We start from the raw sequence: 25473 nt of genomic DNA, 5'->3' as shown, positions 1-25473 counted from the left end.
GGTGCCTCCGGATGGATGGGATCAGATCTCGCCGGCGCGCTTGCGCAGGCGGATGGCAAGGAAGATGAACACTGCACCGACGGCCGCACCGATCCACAGTTCCGGCATCGCCAGCGACTTCAACTGTGAAGCCGGGGACATCAGGCTGACCACCGAGTCCAGGTCGCGGCGCGAACCTTCACCGGCGCTGAGCCGATACAGCAGGTCCATGCCAGGGACACCGCCCAGCAGCAGGCGGCCGACGATGTTCTGCCAGAACCAGCCGGTGGTCAGGCCGAACAGCGGCATGATCTTGGTGGTGCTGACGATGACACCGGCAAACAGCGGCAGCATCACCGCCCACAGGAACGGCTTGCTCTTGGCCCAGGCCGAGCACAGCAGCAGCCAGCCGGCGGTGGGCAGCGCCCACAGGGCATAGACCGGAATCCAGGCCAGGTGGCCTGCGGCCAGGGTCAACGGGCTGGCCGGACCCCAGATCAGCGCCATCGGGCTGCCGCCGTGCATCAGCGCGACGACACTGATGATCAACATGAAGCCGAACATGGTGATGATGCCGGCGATGACCGCGATCAACGGTGCCACGATCAGTGCGCTGATCACCTTGGACAGCACGGTCTGGGTATCCGACAGCGGCAACGACTTCCAGAACAGGATGCTGCGGTCGCGGCGATCGTCGTACAGGGCGCCCAGGCAGTAGAAGAACACGACGAAGGCCAGTACCAGGAACGGCCACGCCGAGCTGAGCACCAGGGTCAGGTCCAGGCCATTGCCGAGATCGGCCAGATCCTTGCCGTTGATGTTGCGGGTGAGCAGTGCCAGGTCCAGGCCATTGACGTTCACGCTTTCGCCATCGACATGCAGGGCGCCGTTGCGCGCTGCGCGGTTCAGCGCGAACAGGCCGAAGGCGATGCCCACGGTGCTCATCACCAGCGAGATCAGGCCGGCGATCAGCGGGGCATACAGGAAACCGCCGCGGTTCTCCCAGTACTCGCGCTTGAGCAGCCAGCGCAGGGTGCCCAACGGGCTGACGGGGTGGTTGACGGCGTTCATGCGTAGGTCCCCTTCATGATGGCGACGAACAGGTCGGCCAGTCCCGGGCTGCGGGTCTCGCCGAGGGTGGAGAGCTGGGTGCGCGGCACGCCATCGAACAGCATCACGGTCTTGCCGAACGCCAGGCTGCGCTCGTCGATCGGCTTCAACGCGCGGGCCGTTTCGAGCTGGTCGGCATTGACCAGCAGCTCGGTGTAGCGCTGGCCGACCTCGTCCATTTCCGCATCGAGCACGATGCGGCCATCACGGATGAACATCACGTCGCTGAGGATGTGCTCGATCTCTTCCACCTGGTGGGTGGTGACGATGATGGTCTTCTGTTCGTCGAAGTAGTCTTCCAGCAGGCGCTGGTAGAACTCCTTGCGATAGAGGATGTCCAGGCCCAGGGTGGGCTCGTCAAGCACCAGGACGCGGGCATCGATGGCCATCACCAGCGCCAGGTGCAGCTGCACGATCATGCCCTTGGACAGTTCGCGTACACGCTGCTTCGGCTGCAACTTGGTGTTGGCCAGGAAGCGCTCACAACGGGCGCGGTCGAAGCGCGGGTGGACGCCGGCGACGAAATCGATCGCTTCGCGGACCTTCAGCCAGCGCGGCAGCACGGCGACGTCGGCGATGAAGCAGATGTCCTTCATCAGTTCGTCGCGATGCAGCCGTGGGTCGCGGCCGAGCACGCTCAGGTCGCCTTCCACCGAGGTCAGGCCAAGGATGGCCTTCAATGCGGTGGTCTTGCCGGCGCCGTTGGGGCCGATCAGGCCGACGATGCGCCCACTCGGAATGCTGAAGCTGGCGTTGTCGAGGGCGACGGTGGTCTTGTAGGCCTTGCGCAGGCCGCGGGCGGTGATGACCGATTCACTTGCAGTGCTATTCATCAGACTTTCCCCTGGGGCAGCAATTCATCAAGGCTCAGGCCCAGGCGCTGGATGCGCTCCAGCACGGCCGGCCATTCTTCGTTGAGGAAACGGTCGCGCTCGCTGCTGCGCAGCTGCGTGGCCGCCTGCTCGGTCATGAACATGCCCAGGCCGCGGCGCTTCTCGACCAGGCCTTCGTCGGCCAGTTCCTGGTAAGCGCGCGAAACGGTGATGGGGTTGAGTTGATAGTCGGCGGCCACCTGGCGCACCGAAGGCAGGGCATCGCCCGGCTTGAGGATTCCGTCGAGCATCATGGCGATCACGCGCTCCTTCAACTGACGGTAGATGGGAGCGCCGTCGCTCCACTGGATGTCGCTCATATTCAGCTCCGTGGGGTCAGCGGCTGGGCGAACGAGAAATACGGCATGGACAGGGAGCTGTGCAGCCGACGCGGGGGAGGGGGGGAGGAGGGGTTGGCGTTCCCTGCCGGAGAGGCGGTCGCGTCCTGCGCACTGTCAGCGGAGTCGGAGAGACTGGGCGCGGCCAACCAGGCCAGCACGATCAGGGTCGAAACGGCAGCGGCCGCGGGTGCGGTGAGGTTGCGACGGATCCGGACGTTCATGGCTTCCCCCTGCCTCAGGTGACTGGTGTTGTATGCAACTATAACACCGGCACGCCTACGTGCAACCCCTGCCGTCCCCAACTGATGGCAGGGGGCGGTCAGATTGCTGAAATATCCCTTTATTTAATTGATTTAAAAGAGAAATAAAGCTGTCGCAGCGGGCAATCCGCACCCACCTTCCATTCAGTGATGTCCATGCTATGTCATCCCGGCACCGCCGATCGCGCCCGTGCAGCGCATCCGCCACGCCGCGCAAAGCCCTGCTGGGCCGATGCCATCAGGGGCGCCGGAGCCCGGTGCTATAGTTCGGCCGATTCCCGGCCGGCAGTGGCCGGGCCTTGTGAATGGCTACCGCGGACCACTCCTGATGCCCCTGTCGACCGTTTCCCCGCGCCGCCTGCGCGGTCTGTCCCTGCTGGCCTTGTTGGTGGCCGGCATCGCCGGTTCCACCAGTGCGCTGGCCGCCGATCTGCTCGACCTGGACTACCGGCCGCTGGCCAGCAAGCAGCAGGTCAACCTGCAGCAGCGCTACCACGGTCAGGTGCTGCTGGTGGTCAACACCGCCAGCAAATGCGGCTACACCCCGCAGTACGAGGGGCTGGAGGCGCTGCAGAAGCGCTATGCCGGCCGGGGTTTCGCGGTGCTGGGCTTCCCGTCCAACGACTTCAAGGGCCAGGAACCGGGTGATGAGAAGCAGATCCAGGACTTCTGCACCCTGACCTACGGCGTCAAGTTCCCGATGTTCGAGAAGGTGCATGTGATCGGCGCGGAGGCTACGCCGCTGTACCAGCGCCTGACCGCGGCCACCGGCGTGGCGCCGGGCTGGAACTTCCACAAGTACCTGGTCGGCCGCGATGGCAAGGTCATCGCCCAGTTCGCCAGCAAGGTGACGCCGGACGATCCGCAGCTGACCGCGGCTATCGACAAGGCGCTGGCCGCAGCGGCCACGCATTGATATCCGGCACGCATGCCTCGACATCGACGGCATGCGTGCGACAATGTTCCTTTTCGCGCCGACGTCGGCGCCCAGACACTTCCAGGAATGCAGCGAATGAAGATGGGAATGCGCGGCGCCGCGGCGTCGGTTCTGATTCTGGCGATGGGCACTTCGGGTGTCGCTCTGTCGCAACAACCGGCTGCCCCCGCAGCCGCCAAGGAGACCGCAACCTTGAATTCCCCCAAGCAGAAGCTCGGCTACGCCATCGGCCTGGACGTGGCCAAGTCGTTCACCCCGATCGCCGATGAGATCGACGTTGCCGCCCTGCGCACCGCCGTCGAGCGCTCGTTCGAAGGCCTGCAGCCGCAGATCACCCAGGAACAGGCCAAGGCCACCGATGCCGCGCTGCGCCAGGTCGTGATGGCCCGCAGCGGCCAGCAGGTGCCGGGCGTGGCACCGGGCTCGCAGCCGGCGAAGGTCGACCGCGTCAAGGTGTCGCAGATGATTGGTTCGTACTCGGTGGGTCCGTCGCTGGCGCAGTTGAAGGACGACATCGACGTCGCCTCGCTGTTTGACGCGATCAGCACCGGCCTGAGCAAGGGCCAGCCGAAGATGACGGAAGCTGACGCGACCGCCACCATTCAGGCCTTCATGGGCAGCAAGCAGGCCGAAATGCAGGCCAAGGCTGCCGCCGCGGCGCAGACCAACCGTGAGGAAGGCAATGCGTTCATGGCCAAGAACAAGACCCAGCCGGGCGTGGTGACCACCGCGTCGGGCCTGCAGTACCAGGTCATCCGCCCGGGCAGCGGCGAGCGTCCGCTGCCGAGCAGCAAGGTGCGCGTGAACTACGAAGGCAAGCTGCTCAACGGCACCGTGTTCGACAGCTCCTATGGTCGTCAGCCGGCCGAGTTCGGTCTGGACCAGGTGATCAAGGGCTGGACCGAAGGCGTCGCGCTGATGCCGGTCGGTTCGAAGTACCGCTTCTGGATCCCCGGCAACCTGGCCTATGGCGAAAACGGCACCCCGGGTGGCCCGATCGGCCCGAATGCGACCCTGACGTTCGACGTCGAGCTGCTGGGCGTTCTGCCGTAAGTCATCCAGGAGCGAATACGGATATGCGCGTTGCGATTTTTGGTACCGGTTACGTTGGACTGGTGACCGGTACCTGCCTGGCCGATGTGGGTCATCAGGTGGTCTGTGTCGATATCGACCAGGCCAAGGTGGATGGCCTCAACCAGGGCATCATCCCGATCTATGAACCCGGCCTGGAGCCGATGGTGAAGGCCAACCATGCCGCAACGCGGCTGGCGTTCACCACCGATGCCGCGGCCGCCATCGATCATGGCCAGGTGGTGTTCATCGCCGTCGGCACGCCGCCGGACGAGGATGGCAGTGCCGATCTTCAATACGTGCTTGCCGTTGCCCGTACCATCGGTCGGCACATGAGCGTGCCGACGTGGTGGTGAACAAGTCGACGGTGCCGGTCGGCACCGCGGACAAGGTGCGTGCCGCCATTGCCGAAGAGCTGGCCACGCGTGGCGCGGACATCGCCTTTGACGTGGTGTCCAACCCGGAATTCCTGAAGGAAGGCGATGCGGTTGCGGACTGCATGCGGCCGGACCGCATCATCATCGGTGCGGCCAATGAAGAGTCGGTGGCGGTGATGCGCCGCCTGTATGCGCCGTTCAACCGCAACCATGACCGTGTGGTGGAAATGGACGTGCGTTCGGCGGAGCTGACCAAGTACGCGGCCAATGCGATGCTGGCGACCAAGATTTCGTTCATGAATGAAATCGCCAACATTGCCGAACGCGTCGGTGCCGACGTCGAGCAGGTCCGCCAGGGCATCGGTTCGGACCCGCGCATCGGCTGGCACTTCATCTATCCGGGCGCCGGCTACGGCGGCTCGTGCTTCCCCAAGGACGTGCAGGCGCTGGCCCGCACCGCCCAGCAGTATGGCCTCGAGCCGAAGCTGCTGAACGCGGTGGAAGCGGTCAATGACGCGCAGAAGGGCCATCTGTTCGCCCTCATCCAGCGCCATTACGACAAGGGCGAAGACGAAGGCGTGCGCGGCAAGACCTTTGCCGTGTGGGGCCTGGCATTCAAGCCGAACACCGACGACATGCGCGAGGCCTCCAGCCGCCGCCTGCTGGCGCAGCTGTGGGAAGCCGGTGCGACGGTGCGTGCCTACGATCCGGAAGCGATGCACGAATCGCAGCGCATCTTCGGTGAGCGCGATGACCTGGTGTTCTGCAACAGTGCCGATGAAGCACTGCAGGGCGCCGACGCGCTGGTGGTGGTTACCGAGTGGAAGCAGTTCCGCAGCCCCGATTTCCAGAAGCTGCGCGAGCAGCTGAAGGATGCGGCGGTGTTCGACGGGCGCAACCTGTACGAGCCGGCGGAAGTGGAAGCCGCAGGCCTGGCCTACTACGGCATCGGCCGGGGGCGCTCGCTGCATGTCTGATCTACCGTCCGAACGCGAGCAGGCGCTGGAAGCGCGCCTGGTCGAGCTGGAAATGCGCGTGTCCTTCCAGGAGCAGGCGCTGGCCGAGCTGAGCGATGCGTTGGCCGACGCCCGCATGCAGGGCATGCGCAACGCCGACGTGCTGCGCGTGCTGCTTGAAGACCTGGGCAAGGTCCGCAACGCACTGAATTCTTCCGATCCGGCGAGCGAACCGCCGCCGCCGCACTACTGATCCGAATCCTATGAGCGATACCCTCCGCGACCAGCTGATGGGCCTGGGCTTCAAGCCGGCGCCCAAGCCCGAGCGCAAGAATGATGGCCCCCGCCGTGACGGCCGCCCGCAGGGCAAGGGTGGCAATGGCAATGGAAAGCCGCAGGGCGCAGGCAAGGGCGAGCACAAGCCCGGCGAGCGCCGTGGGCAGGGCCATGGTGGTCCGGGCAAGCCCGGTGGCCAGCGTGGCCAGGGCCAGCAGGGCCCGCGCAAGCCGCGCAGCGCCGAAGAGATGGACCTGGCCAAGGCCTATGCCATCCGTGCGCAGCGGGAGAAGGAGGAGCGCATCGAGACCGAGCGCCTGAAGCAGGAAGAGGCGCGCGTGCGTCGCGAGGCGAAGGCCAAGCTGGAAGAACTGCTGAAGGACAAGAGCCTCAATGCCGAAGCGGCGGACATTGCCCGCCACTTCCCGTATGGCGGCAAGATCAAGCGCATCTACGTGACGGCCGAACAGCTGACCGCGCTCAATGCCGGTGAGCTGGGCGTGGTCCAGCTCAATGGCCGTTACCTGCTGGTGACTGCCGAGGTGCTGGCACAGTCCGAGGCGGTGTTCGCCGCATCGGTGGCGCTGAAGGTCGATCCGAATGCGCCGGCCGAGGAAGATCCCTACGCCGACCCGCAGTACCAGGTGCCGGACGACCTGGTCTGGTAATCAGGCCAGCAGGATGATCGAAACGCCGGGCACTGCCCGGCGTTTTCGTTACGGGGCATGCATGCTGCTGCGGCGTGCGCGGATCAGCGGCAGGCTCAGCGCGAAGAAGCACAGCACGGCGCCGACCAACGCGAAGCCGCTGCCGGCAAGGAAGGCCGTTCGACCGTCATCGATCTTCCACAGCTGGCCGGCAATGAGCGCGCCCAGCACGCCGCCGACACCGGACGAGAAGCCGTACAGCAGGCCTTGCCCATGGCCATTGAGGCGGCCCGGGAAGTAGGTCGCCAGCATCTGCATTGCCGCTGCGAAGAAGGCGGCGAATCCCAGCGCATGCGCGCTCTGCGCGACCAGCATCACTGGCAGGTTCTGCGGGAACAGGGCGGTGACGGCCCAGCGCAGGCAGGAGCTCACCAGTGCGATCAACAGCATCCAGCTGGCGTCGTAGCGGCGGAAGAAGCGGCCGATGGTGAAGAACACGCCGACCTCGAACACCACGCCGATGGTCCACAGCAGGCCGAGCGTGGACGTGCGGTAGCCATGGTGGTCCATGTAGACCGAGAAGAACGTGTAGTACGGCCCGAACGAGAGCTGTTCCATGAAGGCGGCAAGGAAGAACGCCAGCACCGGTGGCCGCCGCACGATCTGCCAGAATCCGCTGGCATCGCCTTCGGCCTTGCCGACGCCGCGTGCGTAGTGGTTGCTGAAGGCGGACACCACCATCAGGGCGAACAGCGGCAGCATCATCCACGGCAGCAGCCCGGCGTGGCTGGTGGTGCCGTCGCCCTCGATCAGCCACCCGAACAGGGTCACGACGGCGATGAATCCGAGCGAGCCCCAGACCCGGATCAATCCGTAGCGATGGCTGTCGCTGCCCAGGTGGGTGAGGGTGATCGACTCGAACTGCGGCATCACCGCGTTGTAGAAGAAGCAGAACACCACCATCGCCGGATACATCCACGGCTGCGGCAAGGGAAGCAGGAACGCTGCGAAGCTGACCAGGGTCAGGACGCAACCGATGCGCAGCAGGCGGATCGGTCGTGGCGAGGCCGCCGCCAGTGAGGTCCAGGTGCTGGGCGCGATCACGCGGGTGGCATACCAAAGACCCATCATCACGCTGATGGCGGTCACGCTCATGCCGCGCGCGGTCAAAAACAGGCTCCAGTACGGAGTGAACGCGCCCAGCGCCGCGTAATAGAACAGATAGAAGCTGGAAAGACGGGCAACGGGAACGGTCATCGCGGAATGATGAAGCAAAAAGGGGACGGAGGGGATCAAGTCGTTTGTGCCCAAAACGACTTGATCCCCTCCGTCCCCTTTCTGTGTCATTCGGGATCGTAGTCCAGGTTGGAGGCCAGCCAGCGCTCGGCCTGGGCGCGGTCCACGCCTTTGCGGCGGGCGTAGTCGCTGACCTGTTCGCGGCTGAGTCGTCCCACCACGAAGTACTGGCTCTGCGGATGGCTGAAGTAGTAGCCCGACACCGCGGCCGTGGGCAGCATCGCGAAACTCTCGGTCAGCTCCATGCCGGCGTTGGCTTCGGCCTGCAGCAGGTCGAACAGCCGGCGCTTCTCGCTGTGCTCCGGACAGGCCGGGTAACCGGGGGCCGGACGGATGCCGCGGTACTGCTCGTCGATCAGGGCTTCGTTGTCCAGCGTCTCGGCCTGCTCATGGCCCCAGAAGTCGGTCCGCACGCGCTGGTGCAGGCGTTCGGCCAGCGCTTCGGCGAAGCGGTCGGCCAGTGCCTTCAGCAGGATCGCGTTGTAGTCGTCGTGGTCGGCTTCGAAGCGCGCCACATGCGCGTCGATGCCGATACCGGCAGTGACGGCAAAGGCGCCGATCCAGTCCTGCTTGCCGGTGTCGGCCGGCGCGATGAAATCGGCCAGGCAGAAATCCGGGCGCTCGGCCGGCTTGTCCACCTGCTGGCGCAGGAAGTGCAGGGTGGTCTCGCCCTGCGGATGCTGCACGCGCACGTCGTCGCCGACGCTGTTGGCCGGCCACAGGCCGAACACGGCCTTGGCGGTCAGCCATTTCTCGCCGACGATGCGCTCGAGCATCGCGCGGGCATCCTTGTACAGGTCGCTGGCCTGGGTGCCGACGATCTCGTCGGTGAGGATGGCCGGAAACTTGCCGGCCAGTTCCCAGGCCTGGAAGAAGGGCGTCCAGTCGATGTAGTCGACCAGTTCGGCCAGCGGGTAGTCGTCGAATACGTGCAGGCCGGGCTGGTTCGGTGCCGGCGGCGTGTAGCTGTCCCATCCTCCCTGGAATTTCTGCCCGCGTGCATGTTCCAGCGTGACCAGGCGCTTGGCGTCGCCACGGTTTCGGTGGCGGGCGCGGATCTCGGCATAGTCGGCCTCGTTGGCGGCCACGAAGGCATCGCGCAGGTCACGCGAGATCAGCGACTGGGCCACTCCGACCGCGCGCGAGGCATCCTTCACCCACACCGTGGGCGCCTTGTAATGCGGGTCGATCTTCAGCGCGGTATGCGCACGCGAGGTAGTGGCGCCACCGATCAGCAGCGGCAGCTCGAAGCCCTGGCGCTGCATCTCGCGGGCGACGTGGCTCATCTCCTCCAGCGATGGAGTGATCAGTCCAGACAGGCCGATCAGGTCGGCGTTGTGTTCGCGGGCGGCATCGAGGATTTTCTGTGCCGGCACCATCACGCCAAGGTCGACGACCTCGAAGTTGTTGCAGGCCAGGACCACGCCGACGATGTTCTTGCCGATGTCATGCACATCGCCCTTCACCGTGGCCATGATGATCTTGCCGTTGCTCTTGGCGGTGTCGCCGCTGCGCGCCTTCTCCGCCTCGATGTACGGCAGGAGGTAGGCCACGGCCTTCTTCATCACCGCGCGGACTTGACCACCTGTGGCAGGAACATCTTGCCGGCGCCGAACAGGTCGCCGACCACGTTCATGCCATCCATCAACGGGCCTTCGATCACGTCCAGCGGGCGGCTGGAGGCCTGCCGGGCCAGTTCGGTGTCTTCTTCCACGAAGGCATCCAGGCCGTGCACCAGTGCATGCGCCAGGCGCTGCGCCACCGGCTTCTCGCGCCAGGCCAGGTCTTCGGTCTTCGCCGCGCCTTTCCTGCCCTTGTAACGCTCGGCGATTTCCAGCAGGCGCTCGGTGGCATCGCTGCGTCGGTTGAGGATCACATCCTCCACGCGCTCCCGCAGTTCCGGTTCCAGTTCGTCGTAGATCGGCATCGCGCCGGCGTTGACGATACCCATGTCCATGCCGGCGGCGATGGCGTGGTACAGGAACACCGAGTGGATGGCCTGGCGCACCGTTTCGTTGCCACGGAACGAGAACGAGACGTTGGAGACGCCACCGGAGACATGGCAGTGCGGCAGCGTCTGCTTGATGATGCGGGTGGCTTCGATGAAATCCACTGCATAGTTGTCGTGCTCTTCGATACCGGTCGCGACGGCGAAGATGTTCGGGTCGAAGATGATGTCCTGCGGCGGGAAACCGATCTCGTCGACAAGGATGCGGTAGGCGCGGGTGCAGATCTCGACCTTGCGCGCGCAGGTATCGGCCTGCCCGGCTTCATCGAAGGCCATGACCACCGCGGCGGCGCCATAGCGCAGCACCTTGCGCGCGTGTTCGCGGAACAGCGCCTCGCCTTCCTTCAGCGAGATCGAGTTGACCACGCTCTTGCCCTGCAGGCACTTCAGGCCGGCCTCGATCACGCTCCACTTCGAGGAGTCGACCATCACAGGGATGCGGGCGATGTCCGGTTCGGACATGATCAGGTTGAGGTAGCGGGTCATCGCCGCTTCCGAATCGATCAGGCCCTCGTCCATGTTGACGTCGAGGATCTGCGCACCGCTGGCGACCTGCTGGCGGGCCACGTCCACCGCTTCTTCGTAGCGGCCTTCCTTGATCAGTTTGCGGAACTGCGCGCTGCCGGTGACGTTGGTGCGTTCGCCGACGTTGATGAACAACAGGTCCGGGGTGATGACCAGCGGCTCCAGGCCGGACAGGCGGGTGTAGGGCGAGGTGCTCATGCGGCCTGCTGCTCCTGGGAACCGGGCAGGGCGCGCGGCGGCAGCCCGGCCACGGCCTGGGCGATCGCGCGGATATGGTCGGGCGTGGAGCCGCAGCAGCCGCCGACCAGGTTCAACAGGCCATCCTCGGCGAAACCTCGCAGGGTGGTGGCCATTTCTTCGGGCGTTTCGTCGTACTCGCCAAAGGCATTGGGCAGGCCCGCGTTGGGATGCGCGCTGACATGACAGTCCGACACCTGCGACAGGGTTTCCACGTGCGGGCGCATCGCTTCCGCGCCCAATGCGCAGTTCAGCCCGATGGACAACGGGCGTGCATGTGCCAGTGACGCATGGAAGGCCTCGGCGGTCTGGCCGGACAGGGTGCGACCGGAAGCATCGGTGATGGTGCCGGAAATCATGATCGGCAGCCGCGCACCGCGTGCGTCGAAGGCTTCTTCAATGGCATACAGCGCGGCCTTGGCATTGAGCGTGTCGAAGATGGTCTCGACCATGATCGTGTCGGCACCGCCGTCGATCAGGCCGTCGATGGCTTCGCGGTAGGTGTCGCGCAGTTCGTCGAAGCTGGTGTTGCGGAAGCCGGGGTCATTGACGTCGGGGCTGATCGAGGCCGTGCGGCTGGTCGGGCCAAGCACGCCGATGACAAAGCGCGGTTTGTCCGGCGTGCTCGCAGTGGCGGCATCGCAGCAGGCACGAGCTACCGCAGCGCCCGCCTTGTTCAGCTCATAGACCAGGTGTTCGAGGTGGTAGTCGGCCTGACTGACCGAGGTGGCGTTGAAGGTGTTGGTCTCGACCAGATCCGCACCGGCTTCGAGATAGGCGGTATGGATGTCGGCAATGACCTGCGGCCGGGTCAACAGCAGCAGATCGTTGTTGCCTTTGAGATCGTGACCTTCCGGTGTGCCGTGGTCGCAGCCGGGGCCATGGGCGTGGTCGTAACCATCGGCGAAGCGCTCGCCTCGGTAATCGTCTTCCTGCAGCCCATGGCGCTGGATCATCGTCCCCATCGCGCCGTCGATGATCAGGATCCGCTGGCGCAGGGCGTCGAGCAGGGCATTGACACGATCAGGATGCAACCAGGGCAGGGCGGACATGGCGTTCTCGGGCTCAGGGCTTGTTGGCGATCAGCGAAATCACTTCAAAGTGCGGCGGGCGCTTCTCGCGGGTAACCGTCTCCAGACTTGATACCTGCAGGCCGGCCTTGTCGACGAACTTGCGCAGCTCCTTGTCGCTGAAGCCGAGGTTGACGTGGCCGTAGGCCTCCACTGCCGCCTTGTGCTCATGGCGGGCCAGGCTGCACAGCAGCAGGCGCCCGCCCGGGCGCAGCACGCGCGCGGCTTCGGTTACCGCCTGCGCCGGCTTGCTGGCGTAGGTCAGCGCGTGCATCAGCACCACCAGGTCGAAGCTGCCGTCCTTGAACGGCAGCGCATGCATGTCGCCCTCGCGCACTTCCACATTGGGCAGGCGGCGCAGGCGCTCGCTGGCGGCGGCAACCACGCGCGCGCTGGTATCGATGCAGATGTAGCGCTTGGCATGCGGGGCGACGAGTTCGGCCAGCACGCCGTCGCCGGAGGCGATGTCCAGCACGTCGCCGGTTTCCAGCAGCGGCAGCGCGGTACGCGCCAGCGCTTCCCAGGTACGGCCAGGGGAGTAGTGGCGCTCCATGTCGCCGGCCACGCTGTCGGCCCAGTTCTGGTCGGAGGCGCGGTGGGCCAGCACGGCGGCAACACGTTCGGCGTCCTGCCGCAGCAGCGGGTCGTCGCTTCCGTTGCTCAGGGCATGCCACAATGCACGCTGCGCCGGGTCCAGCTGGGCCTCGTCGAAGCGGTAATAGGCTGACACGCCGGCACGGCGGTCGCGAACCAGGCCGGCTTCCTTCAGGCGCGCCAGGTGGGTGGAGACGCGCGGCTGTGCCAGGCGGGTGATCGCTGACAGTTCGGCCACGGTCAGTTCCTCCTGCTCCAGCAGCGCCAGCAGGCGCACGCGGGTCGCATCGGCGAACACCTTCAGGCGTGTCGACCAGTCTTCAAGATCCATAAATATCTACCTATCGCGATATAGAGATATATTCGCCGAGAGCGCCTGCCGCGGTCAAGTCGCTGGCGTACGGAATTCCCCGGGCCCCGGTACAATCGGGGCACCTGGGCGCGCCGTGCGCGGCCCATAACATCATGTACCCGGGAGGGTGTTGTGGATTTCAGCTTTACTGAAGAGCAGTTGATGTTGCAGGACGTTGCGCGGCGCATCGCGCAGGAAAAGATCGCCCCGAGCGCGGAGCACCATGACCGCACCGGCGAGTTCCCGCTGGACAACATCCGCCTGCTGGGCGAGAACGGCCTGATGGGCATCGAAGTGCCGACCGAATACGGTGGCGCGGGCATGGACCCGGTTGCGTACGTGCTGGCGATGGTGGAGGTCGCTGCCGCCGACGCTGCCCACTCGACCATCATGTCGGTCAACAACTCGCTGTTCTGCAATGGCATCCTCACCCACGGTACCGAGGAACAGAAGCAGAAGTACGTGCGTGCCATCGCCGAGGGCGAGGCCATCGGCGCGTTTGCGCTGACCGAGCCGCAGTCCGGTTCGGACGCCACGGCCATGCGCTGCCGCGCCGTGAAGCAGGCCGACGGCACCTTCATCATCAACGGCAAGAAGAGCTGGATCACCTCCGGCCCGGTGGCCAAGTACATCGTGCTGTTCGCGATGAGCGAGCCGGACAAGGGCGCGCGCGGCATCACCGCCTTCCTCATCGATACCGACAAGGCGGGCTTCGGTCGCGGCAAGACCGAACCGAAGCTGGGCATCCGTGCCTCGGCCACCTGCGAGATCGAGTTCAACGATTACGTGGCGCAGGCCGAAGACGTGCTGGGCCAGGAAGGCGAGGGCTTCAAGATCGCCATGAGCGTGCTCGATGCCGGCCGCATCGGCATCGCTTCGCAGGCCATCGGCGTCGCCCGTGCTGCCTATGAAGCGACCCTGGAATACGTGAAGGAGCGCAAGGCGTTCGGCGCGGCCATCGGCACCTTCCAGATGACCCAGGCCAAGATTGCCGACATGAAGTGCAAGCTGGACGCAGCACTGCTGCTGACCCTGCGCGCGGCGTGGGTGAAGGGCCAGGGCAAGCGCTTCAGCACGGAAGCGGCCGTTGCCAAGCTGACCGCTTCGGAAGCGGCGATGTGGATCACCCACCAGGCCGTGCAGATCCACGGTGGCATGGGGTACTCCAAGGAAATGCCGCTGGAGCGCTACTTCCGTGATGCCAAGATCACCGAGATCTACGAAGGCACGTCGGAAATCCAGCGCCTGGTGATCGCCCGCAACGAGACCGGGCTGCGTTGAGTTCGACCAGCCGCGCCGCTGCAACGGCGGCGCGGCCGGTAGATCCACGCCATGCGTGGATCTACACGGTCTTCTTGGCCGGGCGATACCCGATCTGTTCCAATACAGGCCGTTTATTACGCGGTCTGCAATGATGATCTATCGTGGTTGGGGATTCATGACGCTGGTGACGCCGATTGCAGCCATCCTGCTGCTGGCGTACTTCTTCCCGCATGAAGGCTCCAGGGGCAACACTCCGCTGACGCAGGTTCTGTTGGGTGCAGGCATTGGCGCGGCGGTAAACGTAATGCTGGGCCTGTGGTTCAACCGTGCGCCCCGGCAGAAGGGCGAGGCCGCACCCCATCATTTCTTCTTTGTGCCGATGCAATGGGCTGCGCTGGCACTCGTAGTGGTGTGCGTGGCGGTCGCGCTGTTGCGCTGAGGGGTTGGAGCTTGCCGTAGAGCCGAGCCCATGCTCGGCTTTCGCGGCCAGTAGATCCACGCCATGCGTGGATGCGCCGTGGCCTGCGCTTTCTGTAGAGCCGAGCCCATGCTCGGCTCGGGCAAAAGCAGCCGAGCATGGGCTCGGCTCTACAGGAAGCAAAAGCAGCCGAGCGTGGGCTCGGCTCTACAGAAACCTGCAAAAAAGGCCCCGGATCGCTCCGGGGCCTTTCTCGTTTCAACTCACCGCTGGATCAACGATCCGGACGGTGTGCAGCATCTGCGTCGCGCTGGCGTTCCATGAACTCCTTCGACGGTTCATCCAGCTTGTCGCCCAGCATGCGGCGCACGACCACGAAGAACACCGGGATCATCAGCAGGCCGAGCAGGGTCGCGAACAGCATGCCGCCGATCACGCCGGTACCGATGGCGTGGCGGGAATTGGCGCCGGCACCGGTGGAGATCGCCATCGGGATCACGCCCATGATGAACGCGAACGACGTCATCAGGATCGGGCGGAAACGCAGGCGCGCCGCCTCGATGGTGGCGTCGCGCAGGTTCTTGCCTGCTGCACGTTGCTCCACCGCGAACTCCACGATCAGGATCGCGTTCTTCGCCGCCAGGCCGATCACGGTGATCAGACCGATCTTGAAGAACAGATCGTTGGGCAGGCCGCGCAGCATCGAAAGGCCGAGGGCGCCGAGCACACCCAGTGGTACCACCAACAGCACCGCGACCGGAATCGACCAGCTCTCATACAGGGCGGCCAGGCACAGGAACACCACCACGATGGACAGCACCAGCAGCAGCGTCGCGGCGTTGCCGGCCAGGATTTCCTGGTAGGACATGCCTGACCAGTCGTAGCCGAAGCCGGCCGGCAGGTCGTCGTTGACGATGCTCTCCATGGTCTGCATCGCCTCGCCCGAGCTGGTACCCGGGGCCTGCGAGCCGACGATGTTGATCGCCGAGTAGCCGTTGTAGCGGCTCAGCGACGGCGGTGCCGACACCCATTCGGACTTGACCACCGTGTTCAGCGGGATCATCGAATTGGTGCCATCGGCGTTCTTGGTCAGGCTGGACGGGCTGTAGAAGCTCTTCAGCGATTCCTGGCCGGTGCGGTACGGACCATCGGCCTGCATGGTCACGCGCTTGATGCGGCCTTCGTAGAAGAAATCGTTGACGTACACCGGGGCCAGCATCAGCTGGATGGTGCTGTACACGTCCGACACCGACATGCCCATCGACTGCGCCTGCACGCGGTCCACGTGCAGTTGCAGCTGCGGGGCATTTTCCAGGCCGTTCGGGCGCACGCCAACCAGGTGGTCCGGCTTCTGTGCGGCCTGGCCCAGCAGGATGTTGCGGGCCTGGGTCAGCTGCTCGTAACCGGCACCGCTACGGTCCTGCAGCCACATGTCGAAGCCGCCGAACTGGCCAAGGCCCTGCACGGTGGGCAGGTTGACCACGAAGATCTGCGCTTCCTTGATGCCATAGAACGCGCCGTTCATGTTCTGGATGAACTCGGGCGCGGTGAACTTGCGTTCCTCCCACGGCTTCAAGCGGATGAAGCCCATGCCGACGTTCTCGCCGGAACCGACGAAGCTGAAGCCGGCCACCTGCAGCATGCCCTCATAGCCATCCTGCTTTTCCAGGATGCCGCGCATCTGGCCGAACACTTCGTTGGTCTGGCCCTTGGTCGAGCCCGGCGGCAGCTGCACGATCGCCAGCGCATAGCCCTGGTCTTCTTCCGGCAGGAAGCTGCCCGGCATGCGGGTGAACAGGAAGCCGCACAGTGCGGTCAGCACCACGAACAGGATCATCCAGCGCGGCGCATGGCGCACCGCCGAGGTGATGTGGCCCACGTAGGTGTGGCTGATCTTGTCGTAGTACTTGTTGAAGGTGCGGTAGACGATGTTCGGGTTGTCGTTGTGCGTCGGCTTGAGGAAGGTCGCGCACAGCGCCGGGGTGAAGCCCAGCGCCAGGAACGCCGAGAACGCCATCGAGATGGCGATGGTCAGGGCGAACTGCTTGTAGATCTCACCGGCGGCGCCGCCCTGCAGGGCGGACGGGATGAACACCGCCGCCAGCACGACGGTGATCGCCACCACCGCGCCGGTGATCTGGGTCATCGCCTTCTGCGTGGCCGGCTTCGGCGCCAGGCCTTCCTCGGTCATGATGCGTTCGACGTTCTCGATCACCACGATCGCGTCATCGACCACGATGCCGATCGCCAGCACCATCGCGAACAGGGTCAGCTGGTTGATCGTGAAGCCGATCATCCACATGCCCAGGAAGGTGCCGAGCAGGGCCACCGGGATGACCAGGGTCGGGATGAGGGTGGCGCGGAAGTTCTGCAGGAAGATCAGCATCACCAGGAACACCAGGAACACTGCTTCAAACAGTGTCTTGACCACTTCCTGGATCGAGATCTTGACGAAGGTGGTGCTGTCGTACGGCGAGAACCAGGTCACGCCGGACGGGAAGCTGGGCTGCAGCTCGTCCATCTTGCCGCGCACCGCATCGGCCACGTTCAAGGCGTTGGCGCCCGGCAGCAGCTGGATGGCGAAGGCGCCGGTCGGCTTGCCGTTGTACTGGGTGTCGAAGCCGTAGTTGTTGGCACCGAATGCAACGCGGGCGATGTCCTTCAGCAGCACGCGCGAGCCGTCAGCGTTGGCGCGCAGGATGATGTTCTCGAATTCCTGCGGCGAGCTGAAGCGGCCTTCGGCCGAGACCGTGGCGGTGAAGTGCTGGCCTTCCGGCGACGGGTCCGAACCCAGCGCACCGGCGGCGAACTGCACGTTCTGCGCACGAACCGCGGCCAGCACCTGGCTGGCCGACAGGCCATAACCCTGCATCTTTTCCGGGTTCAGCCAGATGTTCATGGCGTATTCGGAACCGAACTGCTGGGTGCTGCCGACGCCGGGGATGCGCGAGACCTGATCGAGCACGCGTGAACCGACGATGTCGTTCAGGGCATCACGGTTGATGGCCGGCGTGTCGGACTGCAGCGCGATCACCATCAGGAAGCCGGCGTTGGCCTTGGCCACCACCACGCCCTGCTGGGTCACTTCCGAAGGCAGCCGTGGCGTGGCCAGCGACACCTTGTTCTGCACCTGCACCTGCGCGATGTCCGGATCGGTACCGGTTTCGAAGGTCAGGGTGATCTGCGCGCGGCCGTTGGAGGCGGACGAAGAGCTGAAGTACAACAGGTGATCGATACCGGTCAGCTGCTGCTCGATCACCTGGGTGACCGATTTTTCGGTGGTATCCGCGCTGGCGCCCGGGTAGGTCGCCGAGACGGTGACCTGCGGCGGGGCGATGTTGGGATAGGACTCCACGCCCAGGTTGAGGATCGCGATCACGCCGCTGAGCGAGATCAGGATCGCAACCACCCAGGCGAAGACTGGATGTTCGATGAAAAATTTAGGCATGACGGAAGGTTCCCGTTACTGCTTGTTCGAATCGGTGGCGGCCGGCTTGGCCGCATCGGCCTGCTCGGGCTTGGCCGCGTCGGCCGGTGCCTTGCCTGCGGCCGGTGCCGCGCCCGCAGGAGCGGCGCCGCCTGCGGCAGGCTTGCCGTTGGCGTCCTGCCCCGGGGTCCACGGCTTGGCCACCGCCGGTGCGCCTTCCTTGACCTTCTGCACGCCGGCCACGATCACCTTGTCACCGGCGGCCAGGCCGTCGCTGACCAGCCAGTTGCCGTTCTGCGCGCCATCGGTCTTGACGTTCTTGCGCACGACCTTGCCGTCTGCACCGACCACCATCACGTAACCGCCGGTGGTATCGCGCAGCAGGGCCTGCTGCGGCACCAGGTAGGCGTTGTTGCGCTCGCCCAGGTTGGCCTGGAAGCTGACGAAGGCGCCCGGCAGCAGGATCTGCTGCGGGTTCGGCAGCAGCGCACGCAGCGACACCGCGCCGGTGGCCGGGTCGACCGTGGTGGAGGAGAAGTCCAGCGTGCCCGGCTCACTGTAGGTGCTGCCGTCGGCCAGCTTGACGTTGACCGTGGCCTTGCCATCGCCGGACAGGGCCAGCGCACCCTTGGCCTGCTGGGCGCGCAGCTGGGTCAGCTCATCCACGCTCAGCGAGAAGTTGACGTACAGCGGGTCGAGCTGGTCGACGGTGGTCAGCAGGGTCACATCGCCCTGGCCGACCAGCGCACCCTCGGTAACCTGCTGCTTGTTGGCCACGCCGCTGATCGGCGCCGTCACTTCGGTGTAGCCCAGGTTGATGCGCGAGGAGGTCACTGCCGCTTCGGCCTGCTTGACCGCAGCCAGCGCGGTGCGCTCGGCCGATTCGGCGTTGTCCAGGTCGGACTTGGAGACGAACTGCTGCGGGGCCAGCGAACGCGCGCGGTCGGCGGCGACCTTGGCGTTGGCGTAGGTTGCGCGGGCCGAGGCCAGCTGGGCCTCGGAGGCATTGAGCGAGGCACGCAGCGGCGCCGGGTCGATCAGGAACAGGGGCTGGCCCTGCTTGACCTGTGAGCCCTCCTGGTAGACGCGCTTGAGCAGCACGCCCGGCACGCGCGCGCGCACGTCGGCGCTGCGGAACGGCGACAGGCGGCCGACCAGCTCACGCTGCAGCGGCAGGGTCTGCGGCTTGGCGTCGATCACGCCCACCTCCGGCGGCGGGGGCGTCTGCTGTTCCGGCTTCTTGCAGGCAGCCAGAGCGACAGCAACGGCGCACGTCAAGGCAAGGGTGCGGAGTGGGGCGATCATCAGGAGGAACTCCGGGGTTGGTTTGTAGACGGGGCCGCCGACGGCTGTGGCGCGAACGCGCGCAGGAAGCTGTCGACGGAGAACTCTGCCCAGCGCCGACGCAGCAGCGCGTCATCACGATGGGGGGTGTGGAAGCGCTGTTTGTCGAAATCCTGACCGGCGATCATGCTCAGCAGCAGTTCGGCCATGAAGTGCGGGTCGTCATGCCGGAGCTGGCCTTGCATGCAAACGGCTTCAATCCATTCAGCAAGATGAAGCGTCAGCGCGCCGGCGCCATGCCGGTACAGCGTACGCGCCTCTTCGGGAAACTGGGACGCATCGGCGGCGATCAGCCGACAGGCCTGGCCCACGTGCGGTTGGTTGAAATGCTCCAGGAAGTCGATGGCGAACTGGAGCAGGCTGGCACGCAGGTCGTCACTGCGGAGTGCACGAACCATGGCGCCGGTGGCGTGGCCTACATGGCGCTGCATCACCCGCCGCAGCAGTTCCTGCTTGCTGCCATAGCGCGAGTACAGGGTCTGCTTGGAGCAGCCGGCGTGCTGGGCCACCGCGTCCATGCTCATCTGCATGCCCTGTTGGGCCAGCAGCTCGCGCACGGCATCGAACACGCGCTCATCGCGTGCGTCGAGGGCAACGGGGAAGTAGGCCGGGTTCACGCGGTGGACTATACCGTCCAGTTCAGGATTGTGGAATCGAATCCGGGTCGCCGCGTGTGTCTTCCGGTAACACGCTTTGCCGATCCTGTCGGCAGTGCTGAAGCGGGCGCCAGCACCATACCGGTGCGAACTGAATAGGCGTCTAAACCGCAGCAAACCCGAATCTACTTATTCCGTCCTGCAGCAAGGCCTTTTCATGCGGTAGGGCTACAATTTCATTTTCCCAACTGAGCAAGCGCATCGCTCTGCCATGAAACCGCAAAAAACCGCAGCCAAGACCGTGAAAAACAAGACCAAACCAGCAGAAGCGGAGGTCGCAGTGACCGCTGGTTTCTCCCTGGAGCCGGTGTACACGGCATTGCGCAAGCGTTACCCCGCGGCCGCACAGGCCGAAGCGGTGGCCTTCGCCACTGACTTCTACAAGCGCATGGAGTCGGACGAGTTTCCGCATCACAGCGCTGAAGAGTGGGCCGCTCTCGCGGCTGAGACGCTGGAATTCGCCCGTGCCCGCAAGGCCGGCAAGGCCAACGTCCGCGTGTTCAATCCGACCGCGAAGGCCAACGGTTGGGAATCGCCGCACACCGTGCTGCAGATCGTCAACGACGACATGCCGTTCCTGGTCGACACCGTCACCATGTCGCTGGCCGAACAGGGCGTGGGTGTCCACGTGCTGGGCCATCCGGTGCTGCGCTTCACCCGCGACAAGGCCGGCAAGCTGGTCAAGGTCGGCGAGGGTGATGCCGAGTCGGTGATGCTGCTGGAAATCGACCGCCAGCCGGCCGAAGCCATGGCGGCCATCGAGCAGGCCATCAACAAGGCGTTGGACGAAGTGCGTGCGATCGTGCGCGACTGGCAGCCGATGAAGGACAAGGCGCTGGCACTGGCCGACGACCTGGGCAGCCGCCAGCTGCCGGTCGACGCAGCCTCGCGCAAGGAAGCACAGGAATTCCTGCGCTGGGCCGCCGACAACCACTTCACCTTCTTCGGCTACCGCGAGTACCGCGTGGAGAAGCAGGGCAAGGAAGAAGTGCTGGCGCCGCTGAACGACACCGGCCTGGGCCTGATGCGCGGCAAGGACAAGTCCGCCGCCCGTCCGGTCAAGACGCTGGCCGCGCAGGGCCTGAACGCCACGTCCGGTCTGAAGGACGCGCTGATCCTGACCAAGACCAATGCCCGTTCGCGCGTGCACCGCGCCGGCTACATGGACTACATCGGCGTGCTGGAATTCGACGCCAAGGGCAAGATCATCGGCGAGCAGCGCTTCCTCGGCCTGTTCACCTCCAGCGCCTACAACCGTCGCCCGTGGGAAATCCCGCTGGTGCGCCAGCGCCACGAGCACGTGATGAAGCAGTCGGGCCTGGCCCCGGCCAGCCACAGCGGCAAGGCCCTGCGCCACATCCTGGAAACCCTGCCGCGCGAAGAACTGTTCCAGTCCAGCGAGGACGAACTGTTGCGTACCGCGATGGGCGTGCTGGGCCTGCAGGAGCGTGTGCGAAGCCGCCTGTTCCTGCGTCGCGACAAGTACAGCCGTTTCATCTCCGCGCTGGTCTACCTGCCGCGCGAGCGCTTCAACACCGACGTGCGCCTGCGCATCGAAGCGATGCTGAAAGACGCGCTGCACGGCGAGTACGTCGACAGCTCGGTGGTGCTGGGCGAATCGCCGCTGGCCCAGGTGCACCTGATCGTGCGCCCGAAGCCGGGTGAAATGCTCGACGTCGATACCGCCGAACTGGAGCAGAAGCTGGCCCAGGTGCTGCGCAACTGGCAGGACGACCTGCGTGAAGCGCTGGTGGCCCGCCATGGCGAAACCGAAGGCCTGCGCATCGCCGCCCGTATCGGCAAGGCATTGCCGGCCGGCTACATCGAAGACAACAGCACCGCCGTTGCCGCCAACGATGTCAGCCAGCTCGACGCCCTGACCGGCCCGGACGACCTGCGCCTGAGCCTGCAGGCCGTGCCGCGCGAAAGCGGTGATGGCCTGCGCCTGAAGCTGTACCGCCAGCTGGACGACATTCCGCTGTCGGACGCGTTGCCGATGATGGAAAACATGGGCCTGCGCGTGATCGCCGAGCGTCCGTACCGCCTGTCGGTCGACAACGCCCCGGTGTACGTGCAGGACTTCGAGGTCGAATCGACCGCAGGCGCGATCGATGCCGCCAGCGTCGATGAAGCCTTCGGTGAGACCTTTGCCCGCGTCTGGCATGGCGATGCCGAGAACGACGGCTTCAACCGCCTGGTGCTGGCTGCCGGCCTGCACTGGCGCCAGGTCGCCATGCTGCGCGGCTACTGCAAGTACCTGCTGCAGACCGGCGTGCCGTTCTCGCAGGCCTACGTGGAAGGCACCTTCGCGCGCTACCCGCTGCTGGCCCGCCTGCTGGTCGAGCTGTTCGAGGCGCGCTTCGATCCGGCTACCGGCCACGAGAGCAAGGACGACATCGCCGCCGGCCAGGCCCAGCTGAAGGCCCACTTCGATGTGCTGGCTGCTGGCGACGACGCCACCCTGAAGGTGCTCAAGACCGTGGTCGACGCCCGCAAGGGTGACCGCGACGCGCAGATGCAGGCCGCGCGCGATGCGCTGCTGAAGCTGATGGACCGCGTGTCCAGCCTGGACGAGGACCGCATCCTGCGCTCGTTCATGGGCGTGATCGACGCGACCCTGCGTACCAGCTACTACCAGACCGATGCCAACGGCCAGCACGGCCATGTCATCAGCTTCAAGTTCGATTCGGCGCTGGTGCCGGACCTGCCGAAGCCGCGCCCGTACCGCGAAATCTTCGTCTACGGCCCGCGCGTGGAAGGTACCCACCTGCGCTTCGGCGCGGTCGCCCGTGGTGGCCTGCGCTGGTCGGATCGTCGCGAAGACTTCCGTACCGAAGTGCTGGGCCTGGTCAAGGCACAGATGGTCAAGAACACCGTGATCGTGCCGGTCGGCGCGAAGGGCGGCTTCTTCGCCAAGACCCCGCCGGTGAACGGTGACCGCGACGCGATCTTCGCCAACGGCGTGGCCTGCTACAAGCTGTTCATCCAGGGCCTGCTGGACATCACCGACAACATCGTCAACAACAAGATCGTGCCGCCGGTGGATGTCGTGCGCCACGACATGGACGATCCGTACCTGGTGGTTGCGGCCGACAAGGGCACCGCGACCTTCTCCGACATCGCCAACGGCCTGGCCATCGCGCACGGCTTCTGGATGGGCGATGCATTCGCCTCCGGTGGTTCGGTGGGTTACGACCACAAGGGCATGGGCATCACCGCACGTGGTGCGTGGGAGTCGGTCAAGCGCCACTTCCGTGCGCTGGGCCGTGACAGCCAGACCCAGGACTTCACTGCGGTCGGCGTCGGCGACATGTCCGGCGACGTGTTCGGCAACGGCATGCTGCTGTCGCGTCACATCCGCCTGGTCGCTGCCTTCGACCACCGCCACATCTTCCTGGACCCGAACCCGGATGCGGCCACCACGTTCGTCGAACGTGAGCGCCTGTTCACCGTGCCGCGTTCGAGCTGGGCGGACTACGACGCCAAGTTGATCAGCAAGGGCGGCGGCGTGTACCCGCGCAGCCTGAAGTCGATCGAGATCACCCCGCAGGTGCGTGAAGCGCTGGGCCTGGATGACAATGTCAAGGCGCTGTCGCCGAACGATCTGATGAGCGCGATCCTGAAGGCACCGGTCGATCTGCTGTGGAACGGCGGCATCGGTACCTACGTGAAGGCTGCCAGCGAGCAGCACAGCGATGTCGGCGACCGCGCCAACAACGCGCTGCGCGTGAACGGTGGCGAGCTGCGCTGCAAGGTGGTGGGCGAGGGCGGCAACCTGGGCATGACCCAGCTGGGCCGCATCGAAGCCGCCCAGGCCGGCGTGCTGCTCAACACCGACTTCATCGACAACTCGGCCGGTGTCGACACCTCCGACCACGAAGTCAACATCAAGATCCTGCTCAACGATGTGGTGCGGGCCAAGAAGCTGACCGTCGAGCAGCGCAACAAGCTGCTTGCCTCGATGACCGATGAAGTCGCCGAGCTGGTGCTCAATGACAACTACCGCCAGAACCAGGCGCTGAGCCTGATGGAGCGGATGGCGGTCAAGCGCCTGGGTTCCAAGCAGCACTTCATCCGTACCCTGGAACAGCAGGGCCTGCTCGATCGCCAGATCGAGTTCCTGCCGTCCGACGCCGAGCTGTCCCAGCGCAAGGCACGAGGCCAGGGCCTGACCCGTCCGGAACTGTCGGTGCTGCTGTCCTATTCCAAGCTGGTGGCGTTCGCCCAGCTGCTGGATTCGGATATCCCGGAAGATCCGTACCTGTCCAAGGAGCTGCAGCGCTACTTCCCGACCCCGCTGCAGAAGAAGTACGCCGACGCGATGGAGCGTCACCGCCTGAAGCGCGAAATCATCGCCACGGCCGTGACCAACCAGACCATCAACCGCATGGGCGCCACCTTCCTGATGCGCATGCAGGAAGACACCGGCCGTTCCATCGCCGAGGTCGCCAAGGCCTACACCATCAGCCGCGAAACGCTGGATGCGCGCGCGCTGTGGGCGCAGATCGATGCCCTCGACGGCAAGGTGCCGGAGTCGGTGCAGATCGACGCACTGGAAGTGATCTGGAAGCTGCAGCGTTCGTTCGTGCGCTGGCTGCTGTCGCGCCCGGGCGCGATGCCGGGCATCACCGAAGCGGTCAACCGCTACCAGGGCCCGTTCAACGACATCCGCGTTGCCTCGGGTGTGCTGCCGGATTCGCAGCGTCCGACCTACGAAGCCCTGGTGGCCGAGTGGAAGGAAAAGGGCCTGCCGTCCGCGCTGGCGCAGCAGCTGGCCGAACTGCACTTCCTGGAGCCGGCGTTCGACATCATCGAACTGGCCCGCACCCGCAAGCTGAAGCCGGTGGACGTGTCCAAGGTCCACTTCCGCCTGGGCGATGCCCTGCAGCTGCCGTGGCTGTTCGAGCAGGTCGATGCGCTGGAAGTCAACGGTCGTTGGCACGCCGTGGCACGTGGCGTGCTGCGCGACGAGCTGGCGGCCAACCACCGCAACCTGGCCGGCCAGGTGCTGGGCACCAAGGGCAGCAGCGCGGAGGCCAAGGTCGCAGCCTGGATGGGCCGTGACGACAACAGCCTGCGCTTCACCCTGGCGATGCTGGCCGAACTGGCCGAGCAGAAGACCCTGGACTACCCGACCGTTTCGGTCGCAGTCCAGCGCCTGGGCCAGCTGGCGGCACACGGCGCGTAAGTGATGTAGTGCCGGGCCACGCCTGGCATGCGTGAACCGGAACGGCCCCGCGAAAGCGGGGCCGTTCTGTTTCTGCCCTTGATCTTTGCGACCACCTGACCCGACGCCGGCCGTGAACCTGCCAGGTGGATGACCGGCATATCCGCCGGGACCGTGAGCGCCATGGATGGCGCGATCGAGCCCCCAGGGATGGGTTTACGGCGTGTCCCGGCGGATATGCCGGTCATCCGCCCCACGGGGTCCAACTCCCGGCGCTCGGTTATGCTCTC

The 25473-nt window shown here is 65.4% G+C and carries 17 protein-coding genes and 2 pseudogenes; 8 read left to right on the top strand and 11 right to left on the bottom strand.

The annotated features are described in order from the left end of the window. Window positions 1-21 precede the first annotated feature (21 nt). Genes FQS62_RS14720 through FQS62_RS14705 form a run of 4 tightly spaced genes read right to left on the bottom strand, consistent with a single transcriptional unit; the run spans window position 22 to window position 2523 of the window. The gene (locus tag FQS62_RS14720) at window positions 22-1050 is read right to left on the bottom strand and encodes an ABC-2 transporter permease (RefSeq protein ID WP_049445678.1); all 1029 of its coding nucleotides are present in this window, start codon (window positions 1048-1050) and stop codon (window positions 22-24) included. Beyond that, the gene (locus FQS62_RS14715; protein ID WP_049445676.1) at window positions 1047-1922 is read right to left on the bottom strand and encodes an ABC transporter ATP-binding protein; all 876 of its coding nucleotides are present in this window, start codon (window positions 1920-1922) and stop codon (window positions 1047-1049) included. The genes FQS62_RS14720 and FQS62_RS14715 overlap by 4 nt, the downstream gene beginning before the upstream one ends. Beyond that, window positions 1922-2281: a GntR family transcriptional regulator gene (locus FQS62_RS14710; RefSeq protein ID WP_006453095.1), complete on the bottom strand. Its 360-nt coding sequence runs from the start codon at window positions 2279-2281 to the stop codon at window positions 1922-1924. The genes FQS62_RS14715 and FQS62_RS14710 overlap by 1 nt, the downstream gene beginning before the upstream one ends. Window positions 2282-2283: 2 nt before the next feature. Beyond that, window positions 2284-2523, bottom strand: coding sequence for a hypothetical protein (locus FQS62_RS14705; protein WP_080354825.1), 240 nt, complete (start codon window positions 2521-2523; stop codon window positions 2284-2286). A gap of 367 nt (window positions 2524-2890) precedes the next feature. Here FQS62_RS14705 and FQS62_RS14700 point away from each other — a divergent pair, with 367 nt between their 5' ends. The 5 genes and pseudogenes from FQS62_RS14700 to FQS62_RS14680 all read left to right on the top strand — a co-directional run bounded on the left by FQS62_RS14700 (window position 2891) and on the right by FQS62_RS14680 (window position 6847). Further along, the gene (locus tag FQS62_RS14700) at window positions 2891-3478 is read left to right on the top strand and encodes a glutathione peroxidase (RefSeq protein ID WP_049445672.1); all 588 of its coding nucleotides are present in this window, start codon (window positions 2891-2893) and stop codon (window positions 3476-3478) included. Between the two features lie 96 nt (window positions 3479-3574). Further along, entirely contained in the window at window positions 3575-4552 is a 978-nt protein-coding gene (locus FQS62_RS14695) for an FKBP-type peptidyl-prolyl cis-trans isomerase (protein WP_049445670.1), read from the top strand. Window positions 4553-4575: 23 nt separating this feature from the next. Further along, window positions 4576-5924, top strand: a pseudogene (locus tag FQS62_RS14690) (UDP-glucose/GDP-mannose dehydrogenase family protein). Beyond that, a complete protein-coding gene (locus tag FQS62_RS14685) occupies window positions 5917-6156 on the top strand; it encodes a SlyX family protein (protein WP_049445667.1) in 240 nt (79 codons plus the stop codon). Before FQS62_RS14690 ends, FQS62_RS14685 begins: the two are co-directional and overlap by 8 nt. A gap of 10 nt (window positions 6157-6166) precedes the next feature. After that, the gene (locus FQS62_RS14680) at window positions 6167-6847 is read left to right on the top strand and encodes a DUF2058 domain-containing protein (RefSeq protein ID WP_049445665.1); all 681 of its coding nucleotides are present in this window, start codon (window positions 6167-6169) and stop codon (window positions 6845-6847) included. Window positions 6848-6895: 48 nt separating this feature from the next. On the opposite strand, the gene FQS62_RS14675 is transcribed toward FQS62_RS14680, so the two are convergent. From FQS62_RS14675 to FQS62_RS14660, 4 genes and pseudogenes are all read right to left on the bottom strand, one after another. After that, window positions 6896-8083, bottom strand: a complete 1188-nt coding sequence (locus FQS62_RS14675) for an MFS transporter (RefSeq protein ID WP_049445663.1) — start codon at window positions 8081-8083, stop codon at window positions 6896-6898. An 86-nt stretch (window positions 8084-8169) separates the two neighbouring features. Continuing rightward, window positions 8170-10853: pseudogene (metH, locus tag FQS62_RS14670) on the bottom strand (methionine synthase). Continuing rightward, entirely contained in the window at window positions 10850-11944 is a 1095-nt protein-coding gene (locus FQS62_RS14665; RefSeq protein WP_099590089.1) for a homocysteine S-methyltransferase family protein, read from the bottom strand. The pseudogene metH and the gene FQS62_RS14665 overlap by 4 nt, the downstream one beginning before the upstream one ends. A gap of 13 nt (window positions 11945-11957) precedes the next feature. Beyond that, window positions 11958-12887 carry an ArsR/SmtB family transcription factor gene (locus tag FQS62_RS14660; RefSeq protein ID WP_014037755.1) on the bottom strand — a complete coding sequence of 310 codons (930 nt, stop codon included), beginning with the start codon at window positions 12885-12887 and terminating at the stop codon, window positions 11958-11960. A gap of 153 nt (window positions 12888-13040) precedes the next feature. On the opposite strand from FQS62_RS14660, the gene FQS62_RS14655 reads away from it, so the two are divergent. Both FQS62_RS14655 and FQS62_RS14650 read left to right on the top strand, forming a co-directional pair. Further along, window positions 13041-14189, top strand: a complete 1149-nt coding sequence (locus FQS62_RS14655) for an acyl-CoA dehydrogenase family protein (protein ID WP_208043752.1) — start codon at window positions 13041-13043, stop codon at window positions 14187-14189. A gap of 133 nt (window positions 14190-14322) precedes the next feature. Beyond that, window positions 14323-14610: a hypothetical protein gene (locus FQS62_RS14650; RefSeq protein WP_049445657.1), complete on the top strand. Its 288-nt coding sequence runs from the start codon at window positions 14323-14325 to the stop codon at window positions 14608-14610. A 253-nt stretch (window positions 14611-14863) separates the two neighbouring features. On the opposite strand, the gene FQS62_RS14645 is transcribed toward FQS62_RS14650, so the two are convergent. From FQS62_RS14645 to FQS62_RS14635, 3 genes are read right to left on the bottom strand one after another with little or no spacing between them, the layout of a single operon-like run. Then, window positions 14864-18037, bottom strand: a complete 3174-nt coding sequence (locus tag FQS62_RS14645; RefSeq protein ID WP_107379849.1) for a multidrug efflux RND transporter permease subunit — start codon at window positions 18035-18037, stop codon at window positions 14864-14866. A 15-nt stretch (window positions 18038-18052) separates the two neighbouring features. Then, window positions 18053-19321, bottom strand: a complete 1269-nt coding sequence (locus tag FQS62_RS14640) for an efflux RND transporter periplasmic adaptor subunit (RefSeq protein WP_049445653.1) — start codon at window positions 19319-19321, stop codon at window positions 18053-18055. Further along, window positions 19321-19977, bottom strand: a complete 657-nt coding sequence (locus tag FQS62_RS14635) for a TetR/AcrR family transcriptional regulator (protein ID WP_208043566.1) — start codon at window positions 19975-19977, stop codon at window positions 19321-19323. The genes FQS62_RS14640 and FQS62_RS14635 overlap by 1 nt, the downstream gene beginning before the upstream one ends. 250 nt (window positions 19978-20227) lie before the next feature. Between FQS62_RS14635 and FQS62_RS14630 the strand changes: the two genes are divergently transcribed. Beyond that, entirely contained in the window at window positions 20228-25204 is a 4977-nt protein-coding gene (locus FQS62_RS14630) for an NAD-glutamate dehydrogenase (protein WP_088479865.1), read from the top strand. Window positions 25205-25473: the final 269 nt, after the last annotated feature.

Source organism: Stenotrophomonas sp. SBJS02 (assembly GCF_020428325.2).
In the GTDB taxonomy this organism is placed as follows: domain Bacteria; phylum Pseudomonadota; class Gammaproteobacteria; order Xanthomonadales; family Xanthomonadaceae; genus Stenotrophomonas; species Stenotrophomonas africana.
Note: the sequence above shows the minus strand (reverse complement) of the source record. Positions and strands in the feature narration are given on the sequence as shown.

Coding starts and splice junctions, on each gene's coding strand:
- FQS62_RS14695 (WP_049445670.1), top strand. CDS start 3,575: ATGAAGATGGGAATGCGCGGCGCCGCGGCGTCGGTTCTGATTCTGGCG.
- FQS62_RS14680 (WP_049445665.1), top strand. CDS start 6,167: ATGAGCGATACCCTCCGCGACCAGCTGATGGGCCTGGGCTTCAAGCCG.
- FQS62_RS14675 (WP_049445663.1), bottom strand. CDS start 8,083: ATGACCGTTCCCGTTGCCCGTCTTTCCAGCTTCTATCTGTTCTATTAC.
- FQS62_RS14640 (WP_049445653.1), bottom strand. CDS start 19,321: ATGATCGCCCCACTCCGCACCCTTGCCTTGACGTGCGCCGTTGCTGTC.
- FQS62_RS14685 (WP_049445667.1), top strand. CDS start 5,917: ATGTCTGATCTACCGTCCGAACGCGAGCAGGCGCTGGAAGCGCGCCTG.
- FQS62_RS14665 (WP_099590089.1), bottom strand. CDS start 11,944: ATGTCCGCCCTGCCCTGGTTGCATCCTGATCGTGTCAATGCCCTGCTC.
- FQS62_RS14660 (WP_014037755.1), bottom strand. CDS start 12,887: ATGGATCTTGAAGACTGGTCGACACGCCTGAAGGTGTTCGCCGATGCG.
- FQS62_RS14700 (WP_049445672.1), top strand. CDS start 2,891: ATGCCCCTGTCGACCGTTTCCCCGCGCCGCCTGCGCGGTCTGTCCCTG.
- FQS62_RS14705 (WP_080354825.1), bottom strand. CDS start 2,523: ATGAACGTCCGGATCCGTCGCAACCTCACCGCACCCGCGGCCGCTGCC.
- FQS62_RS14630 (WP_088479865.1), top strand. CDS start 20,228: ATGAAACCGCAAAAAACCGCAGCCAAGACCGTGAAAAACAAGACCAAA.
- FQS62_RS14645 (WP_107379849.1), bottom strand. CDS start 18,037: ATGCCTAAATTTTTCATCGAACATCCAGTCTTCGCCTGGGTGGTTGCG.
- FQS62_RS14650 (WP_049445657.1), top strand. CDS start 14,323: ATGATCTATCGTGGTTGGGGATTCATGACGCTGGTGACGCCGATTGCA.
- FQS62_RS14710 (WP_006453095.1), bottom strand. CDS start 2,281: ATGAGCGACATCCAGTGGAGCGACGGCGCTCCCATCTACCGTCAGTTG.
- FQS62_RS14715 (WP_049445676.1), bottom strand. CDS start 1,922: ATGAATAGCACTGCAAGTGAATCGGTCATCACCGCCCGCGGCCTGCGC.
- FQS62_RS14720 (WP_049445678.1), bottom strand. CDS start 1,050: ATGAACGCCGTCAACCACCCCGTCAGCCCGTTGGGCACCCTGCGCTGG.